General features: G+C 52.5%; 24 protein-coding genes. 11 read left to right on the plus strand and 13 right to left on the minus strand.

From position 1 onward, the window contains the following. Positions 1 to 12: 12 nt before the first annotated feature. The 3 genes from NEA10_RS07600 to NEA10_RS07610 all read right to left on the minus strand — a co-directional run bounded on the left by NEA10_RS07600 (position 13) and on the right by NEA10_RS07610 (position 4,066). A complete protein-coding gene (locus NEA10_RS07600) occupies positions 13 to 966 on the minus strand; it encodes a LapA family protein (RefSeq protein WP_252664724.1) in 954 nt (317 codons plus the stop codon). 24 nt (positions 967 to 990) lie between these two features. Then, positions 991 to 1,605: a flavin prenyltransferase UbiX gene (locus NEA10_RS07605; protein WP_252664725.1), complete on the minus strand. Its 615-nt coding sequence runs from the start codon at positions 1,603 to 1,605 to the stop codon at positions 991 to 993. Positions 1,606 to 1,777: 172 nt separating this feature from the next. Next, positions 1,778 to 4,066 (minus strand): ribonuclease R family protein, encoded by a 2,289-nt coding sequence (locus NEA10_RS07610; RefSeq protein ID WP_252664726.1) that lies wholly within the window; start codon positions 4,064 to 4,066, stop codon positions 1,778 to 1,780. Between the two features lie 432 nt (positions 4,067 to 4,498). Between NEA10_RS07610 and NEA10_RS07615 the strand changes: the two genes are divergently transcribed. Then, positions 4,499 to 5,053 (plus strand): slr1353 family protein, encoded by a 555-nt coding sequence (locus NEA10_RS07615; protein WP_252664727.1) that lies wholly within the window; start codon positions 4,499 to 4,501, stop codon positions 5,051 to 5,053. Here NEA10_RS07615 and NEA10_RS07620 read toward each other — a convergent pair. The 7 genes from NEA10_RS07620 to NEA10_RS07650 form a co-directional block, all read right to left on the minus strand. Continuing rightward, positions 5,050 to 6,003, minus strand: coding sequence for a DUF6282 family protein (locus tag NEA10_RS07620; protein ID WP_252664728.1), 954 nt, complete (start codon positions 6,001 to 6,003; stop codon positions 5,050 to 5,052). The genes NEA10_RS07615 and NEA10_RS07620 overlap by 4 nt on opposite strands. Positions 6,004 to 6,035: 32 nt before the next feature. Continuing rightward, positions 6,036 to 7,232, minus strand: a complete 1,197-nt coding sequence (locus tag NEA10_RS07625; RefSeq protein WP_252664729.1) for a glycosyltransferase family 4 protein — start codon at positions 7,230 to 7,232, stop codon at positions 6,036 to 6,038. Positions 7,233 to 7,373: 141 nt separating this feature from the next. Further along, positions 7,374 to 8,744: an MFS transporter gene (locus NEA10_RS07630; RefSeq protein ID WP_252664730.1), complete on the minus strand. Its 1,371-nt coding sequence runs from the start codon at positions 8,742 to 8,744 to the stop codon at positions 7,374 to 7,376. 65 nt (positions 8,745 to 8,809) lie between these two features. Continuing rightward, positions 8,810 to 9,691: a DNA repair protein RecO gene (recO, locus tag NEA10_RS07635; RefSeq protein WP_252664731.1), complete on the minus strand. Its 882-nt coding sequence runs from the start codon at positions 9,689 to 9,691 to the stop codon at positions 8,810 to 8,812. 60 nt (positions 9,692 to 9,751) lie between these two features. Then, the gene (deoC, locus tag NEA10_RS07640; protein ID WP_252664732.1) at positions 9,752 to 10,432 is read right to left on the minus strand and encodes a deoxyribose-phosphate aldolase; all 681 of its coding nucleotides are present in this window, start codon (positions 10,430 to 10,432) and stop codon (positions 9,752 to 9,754) included. A gap of 36 nt (positions 10,433 to 10,468) precedes the next feature. Further along, on the minus strand, positions 10,469 to 11,257 hold the full coding sequence (locus NEA10_RS07645; RefSeq protein ID WP_252664733.1) for an alpha/beta fold hydrolase: 789 nt from the start codon (positions 11,255 to 11,257) through the stop codon (positions 10,469 to 10,471). Then, on the minus strand, positions 11,257 to 11,988 hold the full coding sequence (locus tag NEA10_RS07650) for a lysophospholipid acyltransferase family protein (RefSeq protein WP_252664734.1): 732 nt from the start codon (positions 11,986 to 11,988) through the stop codon (positions 11,257 to 11,259). The genes NEA10_RS07645 and NEA10_RS07650 overlap by 1 nt, the downstream gene beginning before the upstream one ends. Positions 11,989 to 12,227: 239 nt before the next feature. On the opposite strand from NEA10_RS07650, the gene metG reads away from it, so the two are divergent. The 5 genes from metG to NEA10_RS07670 all read left to right on the plus strand — a co-directional run bounded on the left by metG (position 12,228) and on the right by NEA10_RS07670 (position 16,665). After that, positions 12,228 to 13,826, plus strand: a complete 1,599-nt coding sequence (metG, locus tag NEA10_RS07655) for a methionine--tRNA ligase (RefSeq protein WP_252664735.1) — start codon at positions 12,228 to 12,230, stop codon at positions 13,824 to 13,826. Between the two features lie 211 nt (positions 13,827 to 14,037). After that, positions 14,038 to 14,655, plus strand: coding sequence for a LabA-like NYN domain-containing protein (locus tag NEA10_RS07660; protein WP_252664736.1), 618 nt, complete (start codon positions 14,038 to 14,040; stop codon positions 14,653 to 14,655). 21 nt (positions 14,656 to 14,676) lie between these two features. After that, entirely contained in the window at positions 14,677 to 15,963 is a 1,287-nt protein-coding gene (gene lptC, locus NEA10_RS07665) for an LPS export ABC transporter periplasmic protein LptC (protein WP_252664737.1), read from the plus strand. Continuing rightward, on the plus strand, positions 15,960 to 16,094 hold the full coding sequence (locus NEA10_RS20835) for a hypothetical protein (RefSeq protein WP_258719057.1): 135 nt from the start codon (positions 15,960 to 15,962) through the stop codon (positions 16,092 to 16,094). The genes lptC and NEA10_RS20835 overlap by 4 nt, the downstream gene beginning before the upstream one ends. Positions 16,095 to 16,149: 55 nt before the next feature. Continuing rightward, positions 16,150 to 16,665 (plus strand): hypothetical protein, encoded by a 516-nt coding sequence (locus NEA10_RS07670; protein WP_252664738.1) that lies wholly within the window; start codon positions 16,150 to 16,152, stop codon positions 16,663 to 16,665. On the opposite strand, the gene NEA10_RS07675 is transcribed toward NEA10_RS07670, so the two are convergent. The 3 genes from NEA10_RS07675 to lepB form a co-directional block, all read right to left on the minus strand. Next, a complete protein-coding gene (locus NEA10_RS07675) occupies positions 16,662 to 17,444 on the minus strand; it encodes a radical SAM protein (RefSeq protein ID WP_252664739.1) in 783 nt (260 codons plus the stop codon). The two genes, NEA10_RS07670 and NEA10_RS07675, sit on opposite strands and share 4 nt — an antisense overlap. Positions 17,445 to 17,722: 278 nt before the next feature. Next, positions 17,723 to 18,895, minus strand: coding sequence for an LptF/LptG family permease (locus NEA10_RS07680; RefSeq protein WP_252664740.1), 1,173 nt, complete (start codon positions 18,893 to 18,895; stop codon positions 17,723 to 17,725). A gap of 72 nt (positions 18,896 to 18,967) precedes the next feature. Further along, a complete protein-coding gene (lepB, locus tag NEA10_RS07685) occupies positions 18,968 to 19,537 on the minus strand; it encodes a signal peptidase I (RefSeq protein ID WP_252664741.1) in 570 nt (189 codons plus the stop codon). A gap of 126 nt (positions 19,538 to 19,663) precedes the next feature. On the opposite strand from lepB, the gene NEA10_RS07690 reads away from it, so the two are divergent. The 5 genes from NEA10_RS07690 (at position 19,664) to NEA10_RS07710 (ending at position 24,608) form a co-directional block, all read left to right on the plus strand. Continuing rightward, complete coding sequence (locus NEA10_RS07690; protein WP_252664742.1) at positions 19,664 to 20,986, plus strand: dihydroorotase; 1,323 nt, start codon at positions 19,664 to 19,666, stop codon at positions 20,984 to 20,986. A 500-nt stretch (positions 20,987 to 21,486) separates the two neighbouring features. After that, positions 21,487 to 22,650, plus strand: coding sequence for a response regulator (locus NEA10_RS07695; RefSeq protein WP_252664743.1), 1,164 nt, complete (start codon positions 21,487 to 21,489; stop codon positions 22,648 to 22,650). 1 nt (position 22,651) lies between these two features. Then, a complete protein-coding gene (locus NEA10_RS07700; RefSeq protein WP_374111859.1) occupies positions 22,652 to 23,386 on the plus strand; it encodes an RNA-guided endonuclease InsQ/TnpB family protein in 735 nt (244 codons plus the stop codon). Positions 23,387 to 23,556: 170 nt separating this feature from the next. Further along, positions 23,557 to 23,922: a response regulator gene (locus tag NEA10_RS07705; protein WP_252664744.1), complete on the plus strand. Its 366-nt coding sequence runs from the start codon at positions 23,557 to 23,559 to the stop codon at positions 23,920 to 23,922. Between the two features lie 92 nt (positions 23,923 to 24,014). Beyond that, positions 24,015 to 24,608, plus strand: coding sequence for a chemotaxis protein CheW (locus NEA10_RS07710; RefSeq protein WP_252664745.1), 594 nt, complete (start codon positions 24,015 to 24,017; stop codon positions 24,606 to 24,608). Positions 24,609 to 24,673 lie beyond the last annotated feature (65 nt).

A 24,673-nucleotide genomic window follows, 5' to 3' on the forward strand; every position in this document is an offset into this window, starting at 1 on the left:
ATAGTTTGATACCTACCAATCCTTGGGAGCGCGAGGAGGCTCTGTCCAATCATCCCGATTAGGGGATTTTGTTTTTAAGTTAAAGAGCTTAGATCCCAAAAAACGTTGAGATTTTTGAGAGTTCTCAGACTCATCTGAATCTTCTAAAAATTCTGCCTCAATCGTTTCCTCAGGTTCGGGTTCTGCCTCAGAAACAGGTAGAATGACTGAGGTTTCGAGGACAATTTCCTCCTCGTCAAGTCTCTCTTCTACCCCTGGTTTCTTCTCGGGAATCTCATGAATTTGCGGCTCTTCTTCTGACTCAAGTTCCCCTAAATCCCCAGGATTTTCACGGTCACCTGATGAAGTTTCTGTTAATTCAGATTGACTATAGCTATAAGAATATAATGTCCCCTCACGGTACTCAGAAACCGGTTTTTTTGAAACTTCATAGTTCCCGACCGGAACCTCTGCTGAATTTTCCTCCTCAGGCCAATCCTCCTCAGGCCAATCCTCCTCAGGCCAATCCTCCTCATCCCAAACTTCCTCGGGAGCATCCTCTGCCTCAACTGTCCTCAGCGGGTCATCTGAGGCCGGGTTAGCTGTTGCCGGCTTACCCCCCTCCCAAGAGGCTTTAGTCTTTCCCGGCGTTTCTTCTAACCCCTCATCGACCCAATTGCCCTCACCTGCACCCGTTGAACTCTGCGAATTGCTGGGAGTATCATACCCCCTTGGCTGAGGGGCCCTCGATGCTGAATAGGCGGTTTGACGTTGGGGACGATGACGACGTGGCAAGATTAGGGCAATCATCCCCGCACTGATGAGTCCAGCAAGGAAGGGAGCCAACAGCAAAACCCCTAAGGGTAGAGGAATGGAGACAATCCCCAAAAACGTCACTGACAGGGTGGGGGAGTTATTCTGAAGCAAAAATAGTGCTAAAACCCCCAAGATAACTAATCCGGCAATTGGCAGTTTAGACCGTCCCATAGATTCCTAATTAAATGACAATGACTAAGTTTCTTTCCAACGTCGCAGGGGAACACAGTCAATCTCAAAAGCATCAAGGCTGCGAGCCACCACAAAGTCCACTAAATCCTCAATGGTCTGCGGCTGATGATACCAGGCGGGAATGGCAGGAACCACTCGCACCCCAGCTTCGGCTAAGGCCGTCAAGTTCCGCAGATGGATTAAGCTCAAGGGGGTCTCGCGCGGTACAACTACCAGTTTACGGCCTTCCTTAATTTGCACGTCAGCCGCTCGTTCGAGTAAATCAGAACTTAATCCCTGAGCGAGTTTGGCTACGGTACTCATGCTACAGGGAATCACCAGCATTCCCAAGGTGCGAAAAGACCCACTGGCAATGTTCGCCCCCACATCACTGGCTGGGTGACACCGTAAACATCCCCCCGTCTCCACCCCGGCTTGCTGACGCCAGAATTGTTCTTGCTGGATGGGGTCTCCAGGCATTTTAATGTCGTTCTCCGCCTGCCAGACTCGGTAACTGGCTTTGGAGGCCACCAGTTCGACGGAATAGTTGGCATGGAGCAAATAGTTTAGAGTCCGCACGGCGTAGATTAGGCCGGAGGCCCCGGAAACACCGATAATGAGAGGCCGAGATGAGGTCATGGGGAACAGGGAACAGGGAACAGGGAACAGAAGGCAAAAGGCAAGAGGCAAGAGGCAAGAGGGGGGAGGAGAATCCCCAAGTCGCGGCGGATGGGCCAGATAAGCAAGGGAAATATCTATTGCCTACTGCCTTTTTCCCCCTATTGCCTATTGCCTATTACCTATTGCCTTCTTATTCTTCTTCGCCGAAGAAATTGTCATCGTCATCATTGGGTGGGGCTTCACTGCCGCCGCCAACAGGGGCTAAATCGATTTGTTGACGGTAGTAGTCCACGCTTTTGACTTGGACATCGACGCGATCGCCCAAACGGTATTGTTTACGGTTTTTGCGGCCCACTAGGGTTTGTTGTCGCGAGCGGTATTCATACCAGTCATCTTTGAGGGAGGATACATGGACTAACCCCTCTAGGCGCGGGGGGGCCATGCCGTTTTCTCCCGCTTCGATTTCGACGAAGAAGCCATAGGACTGGACTCCGGTAATTAAGCCCCGGAAGACCTCTCCTGTGCGCTCCTTCATTGCTCCCGCCTTCTGGAGACCATTTAAGTCATTTTCTGCCTCTAAGGCGAGACGTTCCCGTTCTGTTAGGGGAATGGCTAACCCTGACAGATGCTCTTCCAGCTCGCTCTGAACCCCTGGGGGTAGAACATTCCAGTTAATTTGACCATGACAGGAGGAGTGATTGAGATTCACCGACTCCTTCGAACGGCTGGTGCGGCGATCGCGGCCCTTGGTAAAAACGGCATGGAGAACCTGTTGGAGCAGATAGTCCACATAGCGTTGCAAGGGGGCATTGATATGGGTATAGCCGTCATCGAGGGCTAGGCCAAAGTGAACGCCGGGTTGGTTGCTGTAGTAGTGGGGACGAATCACCGCTTCGAGGAGATAGTTGAGAATTTTCTCCTCTTCGGTTCCCGCCACCTGATCGGCAAACTGTTTAAAGTCACTGGGGAAAGCCTGCTCTTCATCTTCGAGCCACAGTTCGAGATCCATGTTGCTTGCTAATTTGATGGCATCATGAACATCGTCAATGTCCGGTTGCAGTTGAATGCAGTAGAGTGCTGGGACTCCCAAGGCCGTTAGATGATCGGCAACTAACTGATTAGCGGTGACCACAAACTCATAGGTGAGGGTGTTAATAATCGGCTGTGTGTTAAACACGGGAGCCCCGAGGGGCACTTCGTCCCCAAAATGGGTGCTGGCCTCGGGAAGGTGTAAATCAAAAGATCCTCGCAGATAGCGTTGTTCCCGTAAGAGGTGACTGACCTGTTGAAATTCTTTGAGGGTGGCGGCTAGGTCTTTTTCACTCTTGCTTTGGGGTTGGCTGGCGTCTTCCCCGAGGAAGGTTTGGGTTTCCTCATAACTGACAAGGCGATCGAGTAGGAGGATACTGGGTTGCACTTCATACTCTAGGATTTGTCCTGTCTCATCTAGGGTAATCAACAGGGAGATGGCACAGCGATCGCCCTCGGGAGTAAAGGAGGCCGCCTCGATAATTGAGTCGGGAAACAGGGGTAATAGGGTCTCGCCTAAGTAGACACTGATTCCCCGTCGCCGTGCTTCTCGTTCCACGGGGCTGTTTAACTCCACCAGTCGCCCCACGTCAGCCAGATGAATCCCCAATTGCCATTGATCACGAGCAAATCGAGTCAGGCTATAGGCCCGTTCCACACAACCGGGACTGAGGGGATCATCGACAAAGGCTAAGGTTTTCAGATGGCGCAAATCTAGCCGTTGCTTGGCGTCTTTGGTAGTAATGTCCGCTGAAATCTCGGCTAAACTCTCTAGGACTTTCCTAGAGAAGCGGCGGGGTAGGTCATGTTTACAGCAGACAATATCGATGTCATTGGCCGCTTCCGCGTCACTGCCGAGAACTTGTACCACTTGGCCCCGGGGTGGGTTGTCGCCGAGGGGATAGCGTTGGACTTCTACATGAACCAGATAATCAACGGCATCTTTGAGGCGCTCATCGGGTTCTAGGTGAATTTCAAATAATAGGCGATCGTCGAGGGGAACAGCACGAAATTCATCATCGACCTGTTTAACTCGGGCTAAAACTGAGGGATTGGCCCGTTCGAGAATCAGGCGCACTTCTCCTTCGGGAGAACGGCGACGACTCCCATCTTTAATGACTTTCACCAAAACGCGATCGCCGTTCCAAGCTGTGCTGAGATAGGATTCTCGCACATAAATATCTTCGGCTCCTTCGGCATCTTGGATCGCAAAACAGAAGCCTTTACTCGAACAACGCAATTTGGCTTCAACGAGGCCCTCATTATCCTCTCGGCGGTAACGGCCCCGTTCCTTGACTAGGATTCCTGTTCGCTCTAGTGCCTCTAGGGCAATTAGGAGTTTGCCTAGACTATCCTCGTCATCACAAGCCAGTTTCTTTTCCAGAACTTTTGGTGCGACCGATTTATCATCGGGGAAGTTGGACAGCAGTGTTGCGATCGAAAAGTTCATGCAGTCGTCAATCCTTAAAAATTTTTTTGAGTCTTAGCAGCGTATTAACAGCCCTGTGCCACAGCCAGAGGGTGAGGTCGATGAAATGACCGTGACATCATCTCGAAAGGGGAAATGTGCCGTCGGCATTTGGGCCTAGACAGTCTCGGCCTTGGCTTAGAGGCTCAGTACGGCGGTGTACTCCTGTGCAGCGGCCCGCCGAGATTTCAGTCAGATTTGAGCATGACGGGACTACCAACCGCCTGAGGAGGGTGGTTTGGAGGGCCACGTCAAATTTTGCCACATCCAAGCAATTATAGCAGCCAATTGTTGATACTTGGCCGTTAAAGGTTCGCTCATCAGCCTCAAAGGGCATCGTCATTGCGGTCATAAATCGTCTAGGGTAGAGTCACTGGCAAGGTCATTGGTGGTGAATCAGGAATAGGAGTGGTGATGATTCAAGAATTTTATGAACGCTATCCTCTAGGGCGCATCTGGGGGGATTTAATTGCGATTCATGATGGCCAATATCTGGTTCGGGTGGTGATATTTGATCAAGAACGGCCGTTGGTGTCATCCTTGGCGATGGGACTGTCGGTGGAAACGGCAGAAGACTTGGCCCGGGAGCGATCGCTGTCTCTGTTAGCACAGGCAACAACGGTCTCGGCCCCCATCCCCTCACCCTCTACAGCGGGGGAGTCACCCCCCGCGACAGTGTCCTTGACGCCGGTTTCTCCAGCACCCCCTGGAAATTCTTTAGGGTCTGAAGACCTGTACCCATCTCAACCTCAGCCCCGGCCTACAACGGTCCTTAATCCTCACCCCCCTACAGATGACTCAGATTTGTTGGTGCAAACGACGTTGGAACTGAGGCGTTTGGGATGGGATGCTGAACAAGGGCGAGTATATCTTGAAGAAACCTATGGCAAGCGATCGCGCCAACAACTCACCCGCGCGGAACTAGAATCCTTTTTAGACTATCTGCAAGGGCAAACCCCAGCTGGTTAGAGGGGCAACGGCGGCAAATCTAAAAGACGAGCTGGGTTCTCTTGAGTCATGCGTTGGAGATCTGCTTTAGAAATCCCTTGGTTCCGTAATTCCTTGATAAAGGTCTCGTAACCCGCGATGGGATTGGGATCGTCAGGACGGCCCAAGTCCGTACTCAGGACAATATGCTCACTCCCAATCGTCCGAATCACTGCGGCCATCTCCTCCACGGTCACCCGTCGCCAGGCCCGATGAGCCGGGTCAATGGCCGTCTCTCCCATGAGAGCATTCACGTAGTCCAGTTCTAAATAGGCTCCCAACTCGGCCAGGGTTTGCATTTGAGTGAGAGTTAAGCCTGGCACTTCTGCCATGGCATGGGTAATCAGGAGTTTGTCAATTCCCAACCGGCGGGCCCGGCGAACCACTGCTAAGATTTCCTCGGGGGAGACATGGCCGGTTCCTAAAACTAAGTGGCGATCGCGCACCGAGTATAAGATTTGTTCTAGGTCTGGAGATAGGCGATCGCCCTGCAACAGAGAAATTCCCCCTTCCCCGGTACCGAAGCGTTGCCGATGATAGGCTGCATCAATGGTCGGTAGCCAAACCACCTTACCCCGGCCCTCAGAAATACGACTCATCACCCGCACCGCTTCCGGGTTAAGACCCCCCACGGCTTCATTGAGAACCACGCCCCCAAATACCTGAAGCCGCTGCACCCTCTTTTGAGCCAGTTGAGCGCGATCGCCCGTAGGAAGCACATGATTTTTTAAGACCACGGCCCGCAATCCCGCCGCCTCCGCCGCCTCAACCAATTGCTGGTCATCCCACAACCGAGGAACCACATCTGGGGCCGTATGCACATGAAACTCAATCGCGCCAGACAAGGGGGATTCCTCAGTGGCCCCAACGCCCATAGCCCATCCCAGCCACAGCAGGAGTATCAAGAGTCCTCCCCCAAGAACTTTACCCATCGGCATCCTTCTGAGGGATTGTCTCATCTGCCTTACAAAAACCCCACCGACATTTTAGTTTGAGAGACCAGTTCACCATAGAGATCTTCTAAACGACTGATATTCTTATCTAAGGTATAGCGTTCTAAAACCCGCTGACGGGCCTTGTAACCTAGCAAATTGGCCATTTCGGGATGGTCTTGAAATAGGGGTAAGAGGGTTTGCAGCTGACTGATGACTCGTTGAGAATCCAGAACCACCCCGGCCCCATCTTCGAGAACTTCCCCATCCGCTCCCGCGTCAGTGGCTAAACAAGCCAGGCCACAGGCCATGGCTTCCAACAAAGATAGGGATAATCCTTCCACCAGGGAGGGAAGAATAAACACATCTGCACCCCGGAGAATTTCGATGCGACGGCTTTCGTCAGCTACATAGCCAAGCCAATGAATTTGATGGGCCTCAGAATAACTCGCCCGTAGGGATGTTGCCAAAGGACCATCCCCGACAATTAAGAGTTTGCTCTCAGGCCCCATGGATGCTGATTTCCAAGCTTTGAGCAGAGACTCGACATTTTTTTCCATGGCAATTCGTCCCTGATAGACAAACAACCGTTCTGCATGTAGTTGTGATTTTAGGGCCGAAGCTCCTGGGGAGTATTTTAGGGAATCGACCCCATTGGGGATAACCACAATCCGTTCTGGGGGAACCCCGAGTTGAGCGAGTAACTCCCGTTGAATATGGGAAAAGACGATGGTGCGATCGTAGTTAGCCAGAAAGGGAGCATAGAGTTGATACATCAAGTGTTGGGTACTCGATGTGAGATTGCGACGGCGGCGATCGAAGGGAGGGTGAAAGGTGGCCACCAGGGGCAGTCCCAACTCTTGACAAATCTCGGGTAAGACGAAGTCAAGGGGGGATAGGGTCAGGGAAGCATGAACTAAATCCGGTTGCAGTTCCCGTAGGGCATCGGCGAGAATTTTACTCGATTTGAGGGTGGGAATGGTGTAAAGGGTGGATTTATAGAGACAGGGAAGTGAGACTTCATGGGCCACAGAGGGGGATTCCAAACCATCCCACTCCGTCTCCGCCACTGATTTCACTGAGACTCCGGGTTCTGAGTCGGTCGTATTTTGGCAAAAGTGCAAAAAGCTGACCCGATTATTTCGGTCCAGTAGCGCGTTCGTAACTTCGCGGCTATAGGTGACATTGCCACAAAACGGCGATTTTTTTCCAAGCCAAGCGATGTGCATTCAAATCGAAAGGGTGAACGGGATCTCAGAACCGCCGCAAGCCGTCAACGTTCTCGACGGCTCCCCAGGGGAGGAGACTGAGGGACGCTTACTCATCTAAGGGCTGATTTCACTCTAACTCGGGGAGAATGACAACCATGACTAGCGAGAACTCTTGGATTGACGGGACGGAGAACTTTTATCGGCAATATACCAGGTTATTAGGCCGCCTAGGGCCACGATCGCCCCCAGACTTTGTAAAACTGGGGCTAGGCCAAATTGGGCCTCGGCGATGCTGGCTAGGGCTAAAGGCAGGGTCAAGGCAATGTTGACGGCATTGTTTTGTAGCCCAAACACCTTACCTCGCTGTTCTTCGGGGGTTTCTGCCTGAATGATGGTTTGCATGGGAATGGCAACCCAAGCGGCGGCAAAGCCTAGGAGGGTAATGATAATTAGACAGGGAATGAGTTGGCTGCTGTAGAAACTTAGAGCCCCGAGACATAACGCGACTCCAATTGAACCATAGAGGTTGAGACGACGAGGGACAAACTTGGAACCGATTTGACCGACAATTGCCGCCCCAACGGCCATCCCGACACCGTTGGCTGCTAAGAGGAAGCCAAATTGTTCGGCTCGCAATTCGGGCATGATTTCCGCGACGCGGACGGCGAGAACAGCCAAGGCCGCAAAGGCACAGAAGAGGATAATCAGTTGAATCAGGGCACTGCGAACCCGAGGGCGATCGCGCAAGACGGCTAAGCCCGTTTTGAGATCCTGCCAGACTTTGGTTTGGGCCCGTTCTTGAATGTTAATACGTTCTCGAAGCCGCATCAGCATCAAGAGAATCCCGGAGATGACGTAACTGCCACCAACGACGAGTTCTTCACTGTAGTTGAGGTTTCCCAGAAGTTGGTTGGCAAAGGCAAGGACGGGTTCGCCAACGGCAAAGCCGATGATGACTGAGGCCATCATGGTGGTGGTGTAGAGGGAGTTGGCTGATAGGAGATGTCGCCGTTGGACGAGGAGGGGAATGGCGGCTTGTTCGGCGGGGGCAAAAAATTGGGTGAGGGTGGACACCAATAGGGTAATGGCCAATAACATGATGAAGCCCAGGGGGATGCCACCGAATAGGGTTTGTCCTTCTGATAGCCAGACGAGGATGGGTAGCATGAGGACAAACAGCCCCCGCAGCACGTTACTGTTGACCAATACGTCTTTTTTGTGCCAGCGATCGACCATAACTCCGGCGATAAAGCCAAACAGAACGGCCGGGATGGTGAAGGCGATGGTAATGGCAGACACCCAGCCACTGATGCTTTGACCTTCGGCTTGGAACTGGTTGGCCACAAGGGCGATCGCCATGACAAGATAGACTTTGTCGGCAATCTGGGAGAAGACTTGTCCACCCCATAGGATCAGGAAGTTCTGATTTTTAAGGACGGGGATAAAGCCCTGTTCTTCGTCCTGGGGGGGGTCGTAGTCGGGTTCCAGGTTGGCATTCTCAACCGGATTGGTTTCAGGCAGGGGTGTCATAGGTTTGGCGTAACAGAATCAATGGAAGATAGGGTCAAAAGGGGGACGGTGAATCTGGGTTACGTTTACGGTAGTGGAGTCTTTGCGGCCGCAACGTAACTATTTATTAAGGTAGCAGAGCGAATTACACGTCCCAAATGATGTTGTGTGTACTCTCGCAAAATCTGCTCGATGGTAATCCAGGCAGCCTCTGAGGCGGGGCTAATGGGGGCGAGGTGAGGTTGGGAGAGTTGTTGTAATAGGGCCAGTTGATGACCGTTGAGATAGCGGTTTGGGGTCGGGGTGAAGGCGGCTTGGTTGGCAACGGCTTCATCGTCTCGGTCTTCATACTGGCTTGAGGACTGTCGCTGCTGTTGGACTTGTTGCCGTTGGACTTGTAGTTGAGCGGGGGCGACGACTCCCCCAGAACGAATGCTAAATCCGATGGCGGGGTTGAGGTGGTTGGGGTTGGCGATGAGGGGGGTTTGAGAGAGGCAGCAGTGGTGAACTTGGGGGGCAATCCCGCCAAGGGCTAATAGGTGAAAGATTCCTTGGCATAAGTGGGCTAAAACTTCTCCGATGGGAGCGGCGGCGGGGAGCTGTTCGAGCCGTTGTAGATGTTCGGTGAGGAGGTTGAAGAGGTCGCTTTGGGGGCTGTCTTCTAAGGCTTGGTTAAGGGCGATTTCGGCGAGGTACTGGCTGGCGGTGAGCAGGCCGAAGTGACGACTGAGACCGGGATAGGAGGCGAGGGTTTCGGCGTGGTGGATGCGATCGAGGGATTTGCCGGGTTTTATCATCAGTTCGTTGAGGACGAATAGTCCGGTTCGTCCGCCGAATTTGGATTTGGCTTTGCGAGATCCGCCGGCGACGACTCGCAGTAATCCTCGTTCTGGGGTCAGAATGGTTAGGAGGCGATCGCTCTCTCCGAGGGGCATACTTTTTAGGTTGATTCCGGTGATGCGGTACATGGGGGAAGAAGGCAAGAGGGGGAAGAAGGCAATAGGCAATAGGCAATAGGCAATAGGGGGTTAGGTGGGGTCTTCGGGTTCGTTGTCGGGTTGGAGGAGTTGGAGGCTGTAGGAGGTTCCGAGACGGGTGGCTCCGGCTTCGATGAGGGCGATCGCGTCGCTGCGGCTGCGGATGCCGGCGGCGGCTTTGATGGCGATTTGACCTTTGGCAATCTCTTTGAGTTGTCTGATATGCTCGACTTGTACGCCGCCGTTCCAACCGGTGCAGGTTTGGAGACATTGGACGCCGGCGTCGATGGCAATGGCACTGACTAATTCTAGTTCATCTGGGGTTAAAAGGTTGGTTTCTAAGATGGCTTTGACGGTGACGTTACTTTCGTCGCATATTTTGGCAATTTCGTTGTAGATGAGGTTGGTTTTTTGTTCTTTAATCCAGCCTAGGTTGAGGACGACATCGAGTTCCGAGGCTCCTTGTTCGACGGCGTCTAAGGCTTCGTAGAGTTTGCTGGCTGAGGTGGTGGCTCCACTGGGAAAGCCGATGACGGTTGAGACGGTGGGGGCTTTTCCCTGTAAGCATTCTCGGGCTAGGAAAACTCGACTGGGATAGACACAGACGGAGGCAAAGCCAAAACGCTCGGCTTCGGTACACCATTTGCGCACTAGCTCGTCTCCAGCGCCGGGGTTGAGGAGGGAATGGTCGATAAAAGGGGCAATATCGAGGTCGATTGTCTCGGGTGTCATGGGGGGAATTAAAGGTTTTTAAGGATTGTTTGAGATTTAGATTAAATGATTGGTTGTTAACTGTTTTGATAGAAAATCTTCTTGTTTTAAAATGTTTAATAAATTGGTATCTCGTTCTAAGAGGCAGGCATGACCGCTGTGGGGCAGGTGGTGAATTTTGGCGTTGGGGAGGATTCGGATGAGATCTTGGGCTTCGTTGAGGGAGGGGAGGAGATGGTCTAAGGTACTGGCGAGGATAAGGGTGGGGGGGTGGATGCGGGCTAGGTCTTCGGGGGGAATGCGAAAGTCCCGGAGGAGGCCAATTCGCCAGGTGATGGCTTTACTGGAGACGTGACGCATGGCATCGAGGAGGGCGTGGCGGTTTTCGGGGGGGATGCGATCAAGGGCGGCTAGGAAGGGCAGTAATCCCAGGGCTGAGATGGCGTTGAGGACGTCGGGCATCCATTGGACGAGGTGAGACCCCCATAGCAGCAGAGGACGGCGTTGTAGGGCGGAGGCGGGGTTACTGAGGATGAGGCGATCGCAGCAGTCGGGCTGCTGACTGGCCATCATTAGGGCTAAACAGCCGCCAAAGGATTCGCCAAATAGGTAGAGGGGGCGACCTTGACGCAGGGGGGCTAGTAAGTCTAAGGTCTCTTGGGCTAGGCTGTGCCAATCCCGTAGGTCGTCTGGGGGCAGTTGCAGACAGCGAATGTCAAAATGGGGGGCGAGATGGGGCAGTTGCGATCGCAGGAGGTAGCCAGACCCATCCATCCCGGGGAGATAGACAAACAGCGGCTGATGGGGCTTGGGTTGGCTGGGGGTCAGAAGGGTGAGTGGGGTCATCAGCGAGTCGATTGGAGTAAGTCTAAGATTTCATCATGGCAGGTTTGGGTCACCCGTTTGACGGCAGCTTTGCCTTGGCTTCCTTGATAGGCCTGGCGATCGCCCTGACGAATCCAATAGGGATGACCCACGGATACCGCCAGCCGTTTATAAACCACCATGGGATGCCAGCCGGGCTGGTCAAACAGGGGTTCGCTGGGGTCGAACATCCGCAAGAGGCGGATGGGAATCGGTTGATAGATTTGTTCTTCAAGGGCAACAATCGCCATCGGTAGAATGGCCACATCCTGACGGGGATGACGACTGGCAAACTGTAGGGCCAAATGGGCAAAGCCTCGATGAAACGGTCGTAGCGATCGCGCTTCCGTTTGGCTGACCATTGGCTGGGTTCCTTCGGGGAACACCCCCACCGGTTCTCGTTGGGCTAATAAGTCACTCCCCTGGCGTAGAAAACTTTGCTGCCGACGTCGGGCATCCTCTAGGGGAAAGGCCCCCATCCCGGTGACGACATCTCGCATCAGAGGAACTTGGCCCATATAGTGATGACAGGCAAAGCGAATGGGACGATTGAGGGCCGCCATCAAGACTGGGGCATCTAAGATGCTGCGATGGTTACTGGCAATGACTAAGGAGCCAGATTCAGGAATGCGGTCTTCATGATAGAGAAACAATTTGATACCGAGGCTCCCCAATACACCACGGGACAGTTGTAAAGCGTTTTCTACGGGCATAGTTTAAGGGTTGGCAGACAGTGGAGGGGAAATTTGAGCAATCATCGAGAGGCCATGCTGCCTCAAGGGTTCCTTGAGGCTTAAGCAGGGGGGTGACCCGGTGTCAACTCTAGCTTAACAAAAATATATAATGCAGGCGAGGCGGGTGGGGCATCTCAGCCTTCAAGCCCGACTTTGGCACAGAACCCACAGTATATGATAAATATACTTTCCTGGAGCTTTCGGCGGAATCCCCTTTTATGAGTTCTAATCCAAGTCACGATCAGACCTTTGCGTTAACAACCCCTCTCTACTACGTCAACGCTCTCCCCCATATTGGCAGTGCCTATACGACGGTGGCCGCCGATGTCCTGGCCCGCTTCTACCGGCTTCTGGGATATTCGGTGTCATTGGTCACAGGGACTGATGAGCATGGACAGAAAATCCAACGCACGGCCCAAGAGAAGCAACGGGACCCGCAAGCCTACTGTGATGAGGTGGTGGCCTGCTTTGAAGACCTATGGCAAAAGCTCAATATCCAGTATGACAGTTTTAGCCGCACGACGGCCCCTCGTCATGAGGCGATCGTGCGGGAGTTCTTTCAGCGGGTTTGGGACAATGGCGATATTTACTTAGGTCAGCAGAAAGGTTGGTATTGTGTGGCCTGTGAGGAGTTTAAGGATGAAGGGGAACTCCTAGAAGACCATTACTGTCCCCTACACCCCAATCGCCAGGTGGAATGGCGGGATGAGGAAAATTACTTTTTTCGCCTCTCGAAGTATCAACAGCCCTTAGAAGACCTCTACGAGAAGCAACCGGACTTTATTCAACCGCCGATGCGCCGTAATGAGGTGCTGAGTTTTGTCCAGGGGGGCCTACAAGACTTCTCCATCTCTCGGGTCAACATGGACTGGGGGTTTCCGGTTCCTGAGAATCCTGACCATACCCTCTATGTCTGGTTTGATGCCCTGTTGGGCTATCTCACGGGGCTTTTGAAACCTGAGGATGAGCCAACGTTAGAGCAAGTCTTAGCCCGAAGCTACCCCTTCCAACTGCATCTGATTGGTAAGGATATCTTGCGCTTCCATGCCGTCTATTGGCCCGCGATGCTGCTTTCGGCGGGGATGCCCTTACCGGGACGGGTCTTTGGTCACGGCTTTCTGACTAAGGATGGTCATAAAATTAGTAAAACCTTAGGCAATACAGTGGACCCGGTGGATCTGGTAGAACGCTTCGGGTCTGATGCCTTTCGTTATTATTTTATGAAGGAAATCGAGTTTGGCCGAGATGGTGATTACAATGAAACTCGTTTTATCAATACCATCAATGCTGACCTCGCCAATGATTTGGGGAATCTTCTTAATCGCACCCTGGGAATGGCCCGCAAATACTGCGGTGGCTCCGTTCCCCACCTGGATATTGCCAGCATCTCTGGGGAGAACCCACTTAAGGCATTGGGGGAAACCTTGACGCCACGGGTGCGCTCTGCTTATGAGGGCCTCGCTTTCCATGAGGCTTGTGTCGCCAGTTTGAGCCTGGTGCGTGCGGGCAATAAGTATATTGACGATCGCGCTCCCTGGTCTCTGTATAAACAGGGGGAACAGGCAGCTGTTGAGGAGGTTCTCTATAGTGTATTGGAGTCGGTGCGTCTGGTGGCCTATTTATTATCCCCGGTGGTGCCTCACTTGAGTACTGCCATTTATGGGCAATTAGGCTACGGCACTGATTTTGATCAACATCAGTCCGTTCGAGAAACCGCAGGCTTTGAGCATCATGGGGCTTGGGGCGTTTTACCCCCTGGGCAATCCTTAAATAAACCTGAACCTGTTTTTCGGCGTATTGAGGTTCTAAGCGAGTAATCTCAATGGGTGTAGATTAGTGGGGGGTGCGATCGCCTCTGTTATTAGAGATCTTCATAAGATCCAAGACAGACGGTTAATCGAACCCTTTGTCTTTTTTTTCAAAAACCAGAAATTATAATGGGACTAGAGCCTCGTCGTCATCATAGACGTCATCCGGGGAATTTCATTTAAATTTTCTGATAGATAACAAAGCTGAGGATAACAAGCCATGTTAAACGATTTCGAGCAGGACTCGATATTTACGCCGGAACAGGTGCTGGAGAACCGAGGTCGCGTGGCGATTTTTATTGATGGTTCTAACCTGTTCTATGCCGCCATGCAATTGGGCATGGAAATTGACTATACGAAGCTGCTTTGTCGCTTGACGGCGGGATCGCGGCTGTTGCGCTCCTTTTTCTATACGGGGGTCGATCGCACCAATGAGAAGCAACAGGGGTTTCTACTCTGGATGCGTCGTAATGGCTATCGTGTGATTGCCAAGGATTTGGTGCAGCTTCCCGATGGCTCCAAAAAGGCCAACTTAGATGTGGAAATTGCGGTGGATATGATGGCCCTGGTGGGTGCCTATGATACGGCCATCCTGGTGAGTGGGGATGGGGATCTCGCCTATGCGGTGGATGCGGTGAGTTATCGCGGGGTGCGGGTTGAGGTGGTCAGTTTACGCTCGATGACCAGTGATAGTCTCATCAATGTGGCTGACCGCTATATTGATTTGGAGAATATCAAGGAGGAAATCCAAAAAAACCCTAGGCATCATCCCTACACCTATCGTCCTCTATCCGGTGTGGGGGGGTCTCCAGTGATTGAGGATAAACCCACTAAATAAGGTTCATTTCAGGGCAGTTTTATGACCTCTATCTGTTTTGGGTCTCAGGGGAGGCGAGCCATCCGGCGATCGCGTTCCCTGGGTGTCCTTCTGTTGTCCGTGTTTGTCCTGACGGCTTGCACCCCAACCCCTCAATCTCCTGATTCCGCTGAGTCGATTCCCTCGCAACAGGTTGATCCCAGTTTGGTGTTTGAGAATGTCAGTTTGCGACAGGTTGGCGATGATGGAACGGTAGTTTGGGTCATCGAAGCGGAACGGGTGACCTACAGTGGCGATCGCCAGGTGGCTCAATTGGAAAATGTTTCGGGTCAACTCTACCGAGATGGTGAGCCGATTTATCAAGTTGAGGGCCGCTCGGGCATTCTGGAACAGGAGGACCAGAGGATGTTGCTCGGGGATGAGGTGGTGGTGATTGATTTGCGAGATGAGGTGGTGGTGCGGGGCGATCGCCTCACCTGGGACCCTCGGGGCGATCGCCTGGAGATTCAGGACAATGTCACCGCCACCCATGAGACGGCTCATCTACAAGCTCAACAGATGGTCTTTCTCAGTGATGTCCAACATCTACAAGCGATTGGGGATGTCATCGCGAATATCGATGAGCCGTCTCTACAAGTGATGACCGAGGAACTGCTCTGGCAAATCCCCGAGGAGTTGGTGCTCAGTGAGGTTCCGGTTCAAGTGGCCCGCTATGAATGGCTCGACGTCCCCGCCGAGGCGATCGCCCCCACCCCCGATGAGGAGGAGGCTGATGAGGAGGAGGCTGATGGGGAGGCGGACCGTGAGGAGCCTCCCCCAGAACCTCGGGATTTACAGGCAGTGACGGTCACGGATCGCGCGGCGGCGGAGAGCATCGAAGTGAACCTAGAGACTCAGGTGGCTCGTCTACAAGAGAATGTTCGCCTGGCCCTACTTGAGCCAGCGGTGGATGTGGCCAGCCATCTCCTAGACTGGGATTTGGGGGAACAACGGCTGACCTCGGATGTGCCGTTACGGGTCACCCATCGTGAGAAAGAGGTTGTTCTCAGCGGCAATCGAGGCTGGATGAGCTTACCCGATGAAGTCTTCTATCTGCAAGATGGGGTTGAGGTCTTGGGCCAAAACAATCAAGCTCAGTTAACCGCCAATGAACTTACCTGGTTCATTCCTTCTGAAACCTTTGAAGCTCAGGGAAATGTCGCCTATCGCCAAGTCGATCCCCCCTTACAACTAACGGGACCCCGAGCCGATGGCCAGTTAGAGGAGCAAACCTTTGTGGTCACCGGTGGGGATGTGGTGACGGAAGTCCTGGTCAATTCTCGGCCATGATGAGTAACAGCCCGAGTCGGCTGGGGTCGGTGGTGTCTGGGGAGGATCTGTTGGCGGTGGATGCGGAAGCTTGTCAACTGGCCCAGGAAGTCGTTCCTAGTTATATCTCTAACATTAGACAGATGCGATAACCGTCAGATGCGATAACATGGCTGAAACCTCGAATCTATCTATAACGTTACGACGATGCGAAACAAAGCGCTCTTATTACTCTTAACTCTACCTCTGATTGCTTGCAATAGCGTTGAGGTGAACGAGGATCTCGCTCAGGGGAATGCTGAGGAAGAGGTACAGGAGGCCCCGATGGCTGAGCTGGAAGAAGGGGAGGCTCGTGTTTCTATCTCCCTGATGTTCCCTGATGAGGAGTTTGGGGCGACCTCGGATTGGGAGGCTTCTCTGTATATGGGAGCAGAGCCGGGAGAAGAAACCAGTGGACGCTTTACGGATTGGAAATCTCCCGATGAGGAAGGTCTCTTGCAGTTTATGCTTCCTGAGGAGGTACGTGAGGATGAGACAGCTCCGTTTGGGGAGGAGGGGCAAACTTATGTCCGGCTTCGTTCTCTGGATGATGCCTACCCCTCATTTGATATTGTTAGTGAAGCCTTTACCCTGACGGAAGGGAGTCATCAGGTTGATGTGGCGATTAATTCTCTGGTGATTAGTACTGGCTCGGATTGGTTGGGAACTCCCTCGGAAGACTAATGAGGACTGGGAGCGTAGCGGACGGGGATGGCGATCGCCCGTTGTAGATGTTCGGCAAACTCTTGCAGCACCTCTCGGGAGACGGCTTTGAGTTGATGCACGGCATAGGGGCGATCGCCCTGATGGTGATTTCCCCGTCCGTCGAGTTGATGGCCGACGGGTTTGGGACGGGTGGGGGTGTTCAGTTGGATTTCGTGGGGATGCAGTTGAGCGATTAAGTCTTGATAGGCCTGTTGTTGCTGCGGACTCCAAGGACTGAGGAGCATGGTTTGAATATCGAGGAGTCCTGAGTAGTCACGGCGGAACTGATGTAGGCCCTCTAGGATGCCTTCCCAGGAGAGAGCAGGGACTGGGCGATTGATGCGACGCAAGAGATCCCGGTTAGGGGCATCGAGTTTGAGGGAGACGCGATCGGCTTGATTGAGGGCGGCGCGAACGTCAGGCTGGTTGAGGAGGGTGGCGTTGCTCAGGACTAATACGGGTTTCTGGGTTAAGGCTTTGACGGCGGCGATCGCTTCTCCTAGGTTCTCGGCTAGGGTGGGTTCGCCGCTGCCACTGAAGGTCACAATATCTACAGACCAGGGGGCATAGGCGTTTAAGGCCTCTATCACCTCCTGGGTGGGGACGAAAATCTGGCGCTGTTGGGTTTTGCGCTCGATTTCTCCGAGTTGGCAGTAGGCGCAGTCAAAGCTACAGGTTGAGACGTCGCCGATGAGGTCAATTCCTAGGGAGGTTCCGTAACGCCAGGAGGTGACGGGACCGTAGATGGGGGTGAACATGGGGAGCAGGTGAACCACAGAGTCACGGAGGACACAGAGGAGGAAGAGGAGGTTAGCACTTTTGGGGCAGGAGACATCAACTCCAGAAAAATGCGCAGCCTAGATGTTTGGCTCCGCGCCGCCCGCACTGGAGCGGCGGAGCCTAGTCTATCTAAGTTAATCGTTTTAAGAGTTAACTTAAACATCTGACTCAATTAACTCAATTCTACATCCGAATTGGGGACGTTGTCAAGTTATTTTGCTGGGGTATTTGTAAAGAAGTGCAACGGTTTTTGAGGTCAGCGAAGACGGGAGGAACGAGCTAGGAGGAGTAGCCCGGCCGTGATGGCGACGATTGTTGGGAGCCAGGCGGCAAACCAGGGGGGGATGATATGACTTAAACCGAGGGCATCTCCGACGGACATTAATAGGTAATAGCCAAAAATAACGAGGACGCTAATGCCAAAGCCTCGGGAAGCGCTGGTGCGTTGGGGGGTTGTGCCGAGAGCGGAGCCGACGATGGCGAAGGCAATACAGGCAAAGGGAATGGCGAAGCGTTGTTGAATGCGAATCTGGAGGCGACGGACTTGATCCTCTCGTCCACTTTGTTTGAGAATTTCGAGACGGGCGAGGGCTTGGGCGAGATTCATTTGGGGATAATCTCGGTCTTGGGCTAGGTCTAATGGGGCGCGGGGTAAGGGATAGCGATGCTGGTCAAATTTGGCGATGTTCACGTAGGAGCCGTCGGGGGCGATCGCATAGCTTTTAACGCCAAAGAAATCCCAGACATTGCTGCTGGGGTTCCAGGTGGCTGATTCGGCGAAAATTAAACGATCTAAGGTGGGTTCTGAGCGATCGAGAACAATCACCCCATACATTCGTTCCTCTTCTCGATTAAAGCTTTCGGCATAAAACAAACGTACGAGAGTATCCTCGCGAACCTCATCCCCTTGCTGTAAACGACCAATTTCGGGATAGAGGGTATTACGCTGAAAGAGAATTGCATCTTGAGAGCGGACGGCCCGGTTAAAAAGCTGTTCGGCCTGGTAAAGACTCTCGGGGACGACCACTTGGTCGAAGGTAAAGGTGATCAGGGTAATGATGAGACCGAACATCAGAGCGGGGCGGACGATTCGGGTTAAGCTGACCCCGCAACTGCGTAGGGCCACCAGTTCACTGTCGCTGGAGAGTCGGGAATAGGCAATCAGGGTTCCCAGGAGCATGGCCATGGGGAAGGAGAGAGATATATAGTAGGGCAGTTGCAGCAGAAAGACCTGAAAGGCAATCTCGAAGGAGATATTGGCGTTGGTCATCTGCCGCACCAACTCAAAGACAATCCCCACGGCGATACCAATGGACGAAAACGCCCCGACCCCAAAGAGGAAGGGGGGAAGCGTTTCGCCAATGATGTAGCGGTCCATGATTGAGAATCCGGGAAGCAAATTCCCCAGACGGAAGGGTAAAGACTTCATCGGGACAATTAAATCGGCACAGTAGCGGGGGGGAGTTGGGGAACACCTCTGACCCAGAACCGGAGAGGAGGGTTAGTCCTGTGTGTCTTGCTCGTACTCAGGACGAGAGGTAATGGGGCCGAGGCGATCGAGGGGCCAAAAGCGAGCGACGGCTCGCCCAACCACCAGGTCTCGGGGGACGAAGCCCCAATAATGGCTATCGTAGCTGTTATTGCGATTGTCACCGAGAACGAAAAAATGGTCCTCGGGGACGGAGACGGGGCCATAGACGTAGTCTGGGGGGGCGTAAAGGTAGTTTTCGATGAGGGGGACATCATTGACCCAGACGACCTGATCTCGAACTTCGACTAGGTCACCGGGGAGTCCAATGACCCGTTTGATGAAGGCGTCGCTAAATTGTTCTTGCAAATGTTCGGTGGGATTAAAGACGATAATGTCACCCCGGCTAATGTCCCGGAAATGGTGACTGACTTTATCAATGATGAGGCGATCGTTGATGTCAAGGGTCGGCTGCATGGAGCCGGAGGGGATATAACGGGCTTCTGCGACAAAGGTCCGGATTCCTAGGGCGAGGACAGCACTGATACCAAATGTTTTTAGGGCTTCAACCCAGGGGTTTTCTCCATGACGATTTGAGGTCATAGTATTTTGTGAGGCAGAACGTGTAGAACCAACAACTCCCGATATACATTCTTTAAAACTAGACTAGACGGGAGTCCGTCCTCCAGTATAGTCTGGGTTAAACTCGTCCTGTCGTCCCTTGGTTCCATGTCACAAACTGTCCCTCTCCTAATTCGTAATGCCCAGGTTTTGATGTCGGATGACCGCCTCGCGCCGGCGGATGTCTGGATTGACGAGGGCCGTATTGTGGCGGTGGAGGCGAATTTGAGCCAGCGGGAGGGGGAGTATCGTGAGATTGATGCTCAGGGGTTAACCCTGTTGCCGGGGGTGATTGACCCCCAGGTGCATTTCCGGGAACCGGGGTTGGAGTATAAGGAAGATTTGTTTACGGCCAGTTGCGCCTGTGCCAAGGGGGGGGTGACCTCCTATTTGGAGATGCCCAACACTAAACCCCTGACGACCACCCAGGCGGCATTGGATCAGAAGTTGGCTTTGGCGGCGGAGAAATCTTTGGTCAACTATGGTTTCTTTATTGGGGCCACGGAGGAAAATCTGCCGGATTTGCGGGAGGCGAACCCGACCTGTGGCATTAAGATTTTTATGGGGTCGATGAAGGGGCCGCTGTTGGTGGATGATGAGGCGGCGTTGGATGCGATTTTCCGGGAGGGCGATCGCCTAATTGCGGTTCATGCGGAGGATCGCACTCGCATTGAACAGCGGCGAAAACAGTTTGCGGGGATTACCGATCCCGCTGTCCATTCTCAAATTCAGGACAATGAGGCGGCACTTATTGCCACTAAACGGGCCCTACGGTTGTCAAAAACCTATCGTCGCCGTTTACATATCCTCCATATGTCTACGGGGGAGGAGGCGGAGTTACTGCGTCAGGAGAAGCCGGACTGGGTGACGGCGGAAGTCACCCCGCAGCATTTGGTATTGAATACGAGCGCCTATGCTGAGATTGGCTCTAAGGCTCAGATGAATCCTCCTCTGAAGTCAGAGCGGGACAATGAGATTCTTTGGCAGGCGTTGCAGGATGGGGTGATTGATTTTATCGCCACAGACCATGCCCCCCATACCCTAGAGGAGAAGGCACGAACCTACCCAGATACTCCCTCGGGGATGCCTGGGGTGGAAACCTCGTTACCGCTGATGTTGACCCAGGCTATGGCGGGTCGCTGTACGGTGGCTCAGGTGGCTCGCTGGATGTCCACTAATCCGGCAAAAGGCTATGGGATTGCCAATAAGGGGCGGATTGCTCCAGGCTATGATGCGGATTTGGTACTGGTGGATTTACAGACCTATCGCACGGTTGAGGCGAAGGATTTGGCGACGAAATGCGGCTGGAGTCCTTTTGAGGGCTGGTCGTTGACAGGATTTCCCCGGTTTACCATTGTTGGGGGGCAAGTCGTGCTCGATCAGGGTCAACTTCAGACCGGGATTCGTGGTCAGGCCCTGAGTTTTGGTTAAGTTTTATGTCCATCTGCTGAATTTCGCAATAAAACTTAAATAATTTTCACAATCAGCGTTAAGTTCTTTACCATAGCTTTAAAGAAAAACCGCTAGTTTTGTGCTATGACAAATCTCTCTTTTGGGGGATTTTTTCGGTATTTTTACCTAAAATACTGGGGTTTATCCGGGTCTGAGACAGTCTAGTCAAGTCAGGGTGAAAATCGCTCCCCATTTAGGAACTAGAAAGGGGATATCTGGGACAATTGAGCATATAAATTTTTATAACCGGCTTGACAATTTCTTTACAAATAGTCTGGGGAGCACAATGAGCCATTCTCGACAGGGCTTGATATACTGAGAACAGTAGAGAAAGCCAGCCATCAAGCAAAACCCCCCTGATTAAGACTTGGGTCAAGTTGGCTTGATTTTTTTAATAAAAACGCTTAGAAACATATAAAAAAAGCTGGTTCTTGAATGTGGAAACCAGAAATTGGACTGTTTAGGGTATGACAGCAACGGTGGTACAACATAGCACAGCGATACGCTTAATCCAGCAACTCGCCATCCAAAATCAAGACCAGCTGACTGGACAATTGAACGTCAGTGCGGCCAGTGGTGAACGGTGGAGTCTATATTTTTGCGTGGGTCGTCTAATTTGGGCGACTAACTACTCTCACCCCGTTCGTTCCCTACGGCGGCAATTGAGTGCCTATTGTCCTGAGTTCGATTTCGGGACCCTCGCGGTTCGAGAATCGGATCGATTTGTCTGTTGGGATTATCAAGTGGTTTGGGTTTTACTCAAGCGTAATATCTTGGATAAGGAGAAGGCGATCGCCATTATTGAGCAGACGATTACGGATGTTCTGTTTGACCTGTTTCAGCAAGAACGCCGGGAGCCCCTTCAGTTTGAGACGATTCACCATGAAGCCCTGAGCATTTTACGGATGCAAATTGTGGCGGTGAACCTCAAACAGGCCATCAAACGGGCGAAGTTGGCGTTTGATGAGTGGAAGGAGGCGGGGTTAGCCCAGGTATCTCCCAATCTCATCCCCATCATTCGCAACCTGGAAGCGTTACAGGAGAATGTTCCGGTTAAGGCGTTTGAGCAGTTACGGAACAAGGTCAATGGCCAGCGCACGCTACGGGAGTTGTCGATTTTAACTAAGATTGACATGACCCGGTTAACCAAGTCCTTGGCGCCCTATATCCGCAAACGCTGGATTGATTTGATTCCAGGTGAGGAAATTGAGAAACCAGGACTGACGCCTGCGAGGACCCCCCCAGGTCCGGCGGCGAGGCCGAGGAATAAACCCCTGATTGCCTGTGTGGATGATAGCCCGCAGCTGTGTGAACAACTGGGTAAGATTATTGAGTCTGCCGGCTACGAGTTCATCAGTATCACTGATTCCGTGCAGGCCCTACCCATTTTGCTGGAGAAACGCCCACAACTGATTTTCCTCGATTTGGTGATGCCGGTGGCCAATGGCTATGAGGTCTGTACGCAACTGCGGCGGATGTCTCAATTTGCTGAGACTCCCATTGTCATTCTCACGGGGAACGATGGGGTCGTCGATCGCGTGCGCGCCAAAATGGTCAAAGCGTCGGACTTTTTGGGGAAACCCATTGACCGGGAGAAACTACTCGCAACAGTACGTAAGTTTGTGCAAGTTCAGGTTTCCTGACATGGCGGCCAGTTGCATTGTCTTCACCGACAACAAGGGTATCGGACGCTTGCGTTTAATTGGTTCGAGAGATTTAAGTTATTACCATCCTGAACCGGCTAAGCGCGTCAGGATACTCAGGAGGGCTGATGGCTATTACGTTCAGTTTTGTATCAAGCTCGATCCGAGACTGACGGTGTCTAAGCCGCTAACCCCTTCTCAAAAAGCGGTAGGGATTGATGTGGGTTTAAAGTATTTCCTGGCAGACAGCCAAGGAAATGTCGAGCCGATTCCTCAATACTATGAAGTCGCCGCAGCCACAGGAACCTGCGTCCTGCGGAATGGCGACCGAAAGGCTGAAAAGCGACTCAAACAACTCAACCGCCAAACCTCTAAAAAGTTCCGTAAAGGAAAACCCCAGTCTCGTAACTATCAACAAGCTAGACAGCGATATGCTCGTCAACATTTAAGAGTAAGTCGGCAGCGAGAAGAGAACGCCAAGAGAGTGGCACTCCGCCTAATCCAGTCTAACGATTTGGTGGCCTATGTTGGCGAAGCCTGCACGAAGTGCATAGATTTGAATGTTGCCGGGTTAGTCGAGAATCGCCATCTGTCTAAATCGATTAGCGATGCGGGATGGACGTTGTTTCGCCGTTGGCTTGACTACTTGAGGGTGGGGCGCACCCGAATTCACGCATCGGGAGAGATTCCCTCTTGGTTGGCTGGAGAGATCCGGTCAGCTAACGGAGACTCGTAGAACGATGAATCCCCCTGCCTTTAGGCGGGGGAGAACGTCAAAAGAGCCGTTTTTTGCTACGGTAGGACATGGATGGAGTGGTATGTTTAGGCGATCGCGTCTACTGACCAACTCACCTTTAATTTTCCATTGTTGATAACCCCAAGTCTTAGGAGTCAGAAACAGATTTCATGAGCAATACGATTCTCGTCGTCGAAGATGGCATGACCGATCGCGAAACAATTAACCGCTATCTTAAACAAGACGGTTCAGTGGTGATCAACGCCGAAAATGGTGAGGAAGCCTTGAATAAAGTGGAACAACGCCGTCCAGACCTGATTGTGCTGGATGTGATTCTCCCGGGACAGAGCGGTTTTGAACTCTGTCGTGAGTTTAAGACTAATCCCGAGACTAAGGGAATCCCTATCATTATCTGTTCGAGTAAGGATACTGATGTGGATAAGACCTGGGGCAATATGTTGGGGGCCGATGCCTATCTGACAAAGCCTGTCGATGAAGACCTGCTCCTGAAAACCGTTCATCGGTTAATTGGCTGAACTGGAGTCAATGTTCCCATTCTCTCCCGCCAAAGGCGGGAGACTGGCTTATCAGCCTCTCGAATGATGCCCGTCTGCTCCCCTGTTCCTTTTTGCCATCTGATCCTGTGGACTCATCCCTGAATTATCCCAATCTCTCCTTAAAGGTCGATACGCCGGGTGCTGTTGAGGCGGCCGACTCCCAAACTCGTAAATTTTTGCAGTTTTATATCGGGGAGCGAGACTTTGCCTTAATTCCCGTGGAGACGGTGGCTGAAATCGCGACCGTGCGTTTATCAGAAGTGTTGCCCGTCCCGGAGATGCGATCGTGCATTTTGGGGGTTTACAATTGGCGTGGTGAGATGTTGTGGGTGGTTGATTTCGGGGAACTCCTCGGCTACCCTCCGCTGTATGGCCTGCGTAGTAGCAGTTCCCGCCGTGGCAGCGACATTCTGACCAGCGGTGCGATCGCCCAAACGGTGGCGATTGTGGTGGAATGGAATGAACAGGTGATTGGCTTCATGGTTCCCCAGGTTTTAGACTTGGCCCTCTATAACTTAGCTAATCTCCAAGCCGCCGACGTTCAACTGTTTCCCCCCGCCATTGTCCCCTATTTACAAGGGTATTTTATTGATGAACAGGGGGAACTCGCTATTGTCATCGACATTGCCGAAGTCTTTCGGTTACTACAAGGCAATAGGCAATAGCCTCTTGCCCAAATGATGCGTTCCAGCTGGCAGGGGCGAAAAATTTTTCGCCCTTACAATCGATA

The organism is Phormidium yuhuli AB48, assembly GCF_023983615.1.
GTDB classification, from domain to species: domain Bacteria; phylum Cyanobacteriota; class Cyanobacteriia; order Cyanobacteriales; family Geitlerinemataceae; genus Sodalinema; species Sodalinema yuhuli.

Coding starts and splice junctions, on each gene's coding strand:
- NEA10_RS07645 (WP_252664733.1), bottom strand. CDS start 11,257: ATGACCCCACTCACCCTTCTGACCCCCAGCCAACCCAAGCCCCATCAG.
- NEA10_RS07630 (WP_252664730.1), bottom strand. CDS start 8,744: ATGACACCCCTGCCTGAAACCAATCCGGTTGAGAATGCCAACCTGGAA.
- NEA10_RS07610 (WP_252664726.1), bottom strand. CDS start 4,066: ATGAACTTTTCGATCGCAACACTGCTGTCCAACTTCCCCGATGATAAA.
- NEA10_RS07615 (WP_252664727.1), top strand. CDS start 4,499: ATGATTCAAGAATTTTATGAACGCTATCCTCTAGGGCGCATCTGGGGG.
- NEA10_RS07700 (WP_374111859.1), top strand. CDS start 22,652: ATGGCGGCCAGTTGCATTGTCTTCACCGACAACAAGGGTATCGGACGC.
- NEA10_RS20835 (WP_258719057.1), top strand. CDS start 15,960: ATGATGAGTAACAGCCCGAGTCGGCTGGGGTCGGTGGTGTCTGGGGAG.
- lptC (WP_252664737.1), top strand. CDS start 14,677: ATGACCTCTATCTGTTTTGGGTCTCAGGGGAGGCGAGCCATCCGGCGA.
- NEA10_RS07680 (WP_252664740.1), bottom strand. CDS start 18,895: ATGAAGTCTTTACCCTTCCGTCTGGGGAATTTGCTTCCCGGATTCTCA.
- lepB (WP_252664741.1), bottom strand. CDS start 19,537: ATGACCTCAAATCGTCATGGAGAAAACCCCTGGGTTGAAGCCCTAAAA.
- NEA10_RS07650 (WP_252664734.1), bottom strand. CDS start 11,988: ATGCCCGTAGAAAACGCTTTACAACTGTCCCGTGGTGTATTGGGGAGC.
- NEA10_RS07625 (WP_252664729.1), bottom strand. CDS start 7,232: ATGCACATCGCTTGGCTTGGAAAAAAATCGCCGTTTTGTGGCAATGTC.
- NEA10_RS07690 (WP_252664742.1), top strand. CDS start 19,664: ATGTCACAAACTGTCCCTCTCCTAATTCGTAATGCCCAGGTTTTGATG.
- NEA10_RS07660 (WP_252664736.1), top strand. CDS start 14,038: ATGTTAAACGATTTCGAGCAGGACTCGATATTTACGCCGGAACAGGTG.
- NEA10_RS07705 (WP_252664744.1), top strand. CDS start 23,557: ATGAGCAATACGATTCTCGTCGTCGAAGATGGCATGACCGATCGCGAA.
- NEA10_RS07600 (WP_252664724.1), bottom strand. CDS start 966: ATGGGACGGTCTAAACTGCCAATTGCCGGATTAGTTATCTTGGGGGTT.
- metG (WP_252664735.1), top strand. CDS start 12,228: ATGAGTTCTAATCCAAGTCACGATCAGACCTTTGCGTTAACAACCCCT.
- NEA10_RS07620 (WP_252664728.1), bottom strand. CDS start 6,003: ATGGGTAAAGTTCTTGGGGGAGGACTCTTGATACTCCTGCTGTGGCTG.
- recO (WP_252664731.1), bottom strand. CDS start 9,691: ATGTACCGCATCACCGGAATCAACCTAAAAAGTATGCCCCTCGGAGAG.
- NEA10_RS07675 (WP_252664739.1), bottom strand. CDS start 17,444: ATGTTCACCCCCATCTACGGTCCCGTCACCTCCTGGCGTTACGGAACC.
- deoC (WP_252664732.1), bottom strand. CDS start 10,432: ATGACACCCGAGACAATCGACCTCGATATTGCCCCTTTTATCGACCAT.
- NEA10_RS07670 (WP_252664738.1), top strand. CDS start 16,150: ATGCGAAACAAAGCGCTCTTATTACTCTTAACTCTACCTCTGATTGCT.
- NEA10_RS07605 (WP_252664725.1), bottom strand. CDS start 1,605: ATGACCTCATCTCGGCCTCTCATTATCGGTGTTTCCGGGGCCTCCGGC.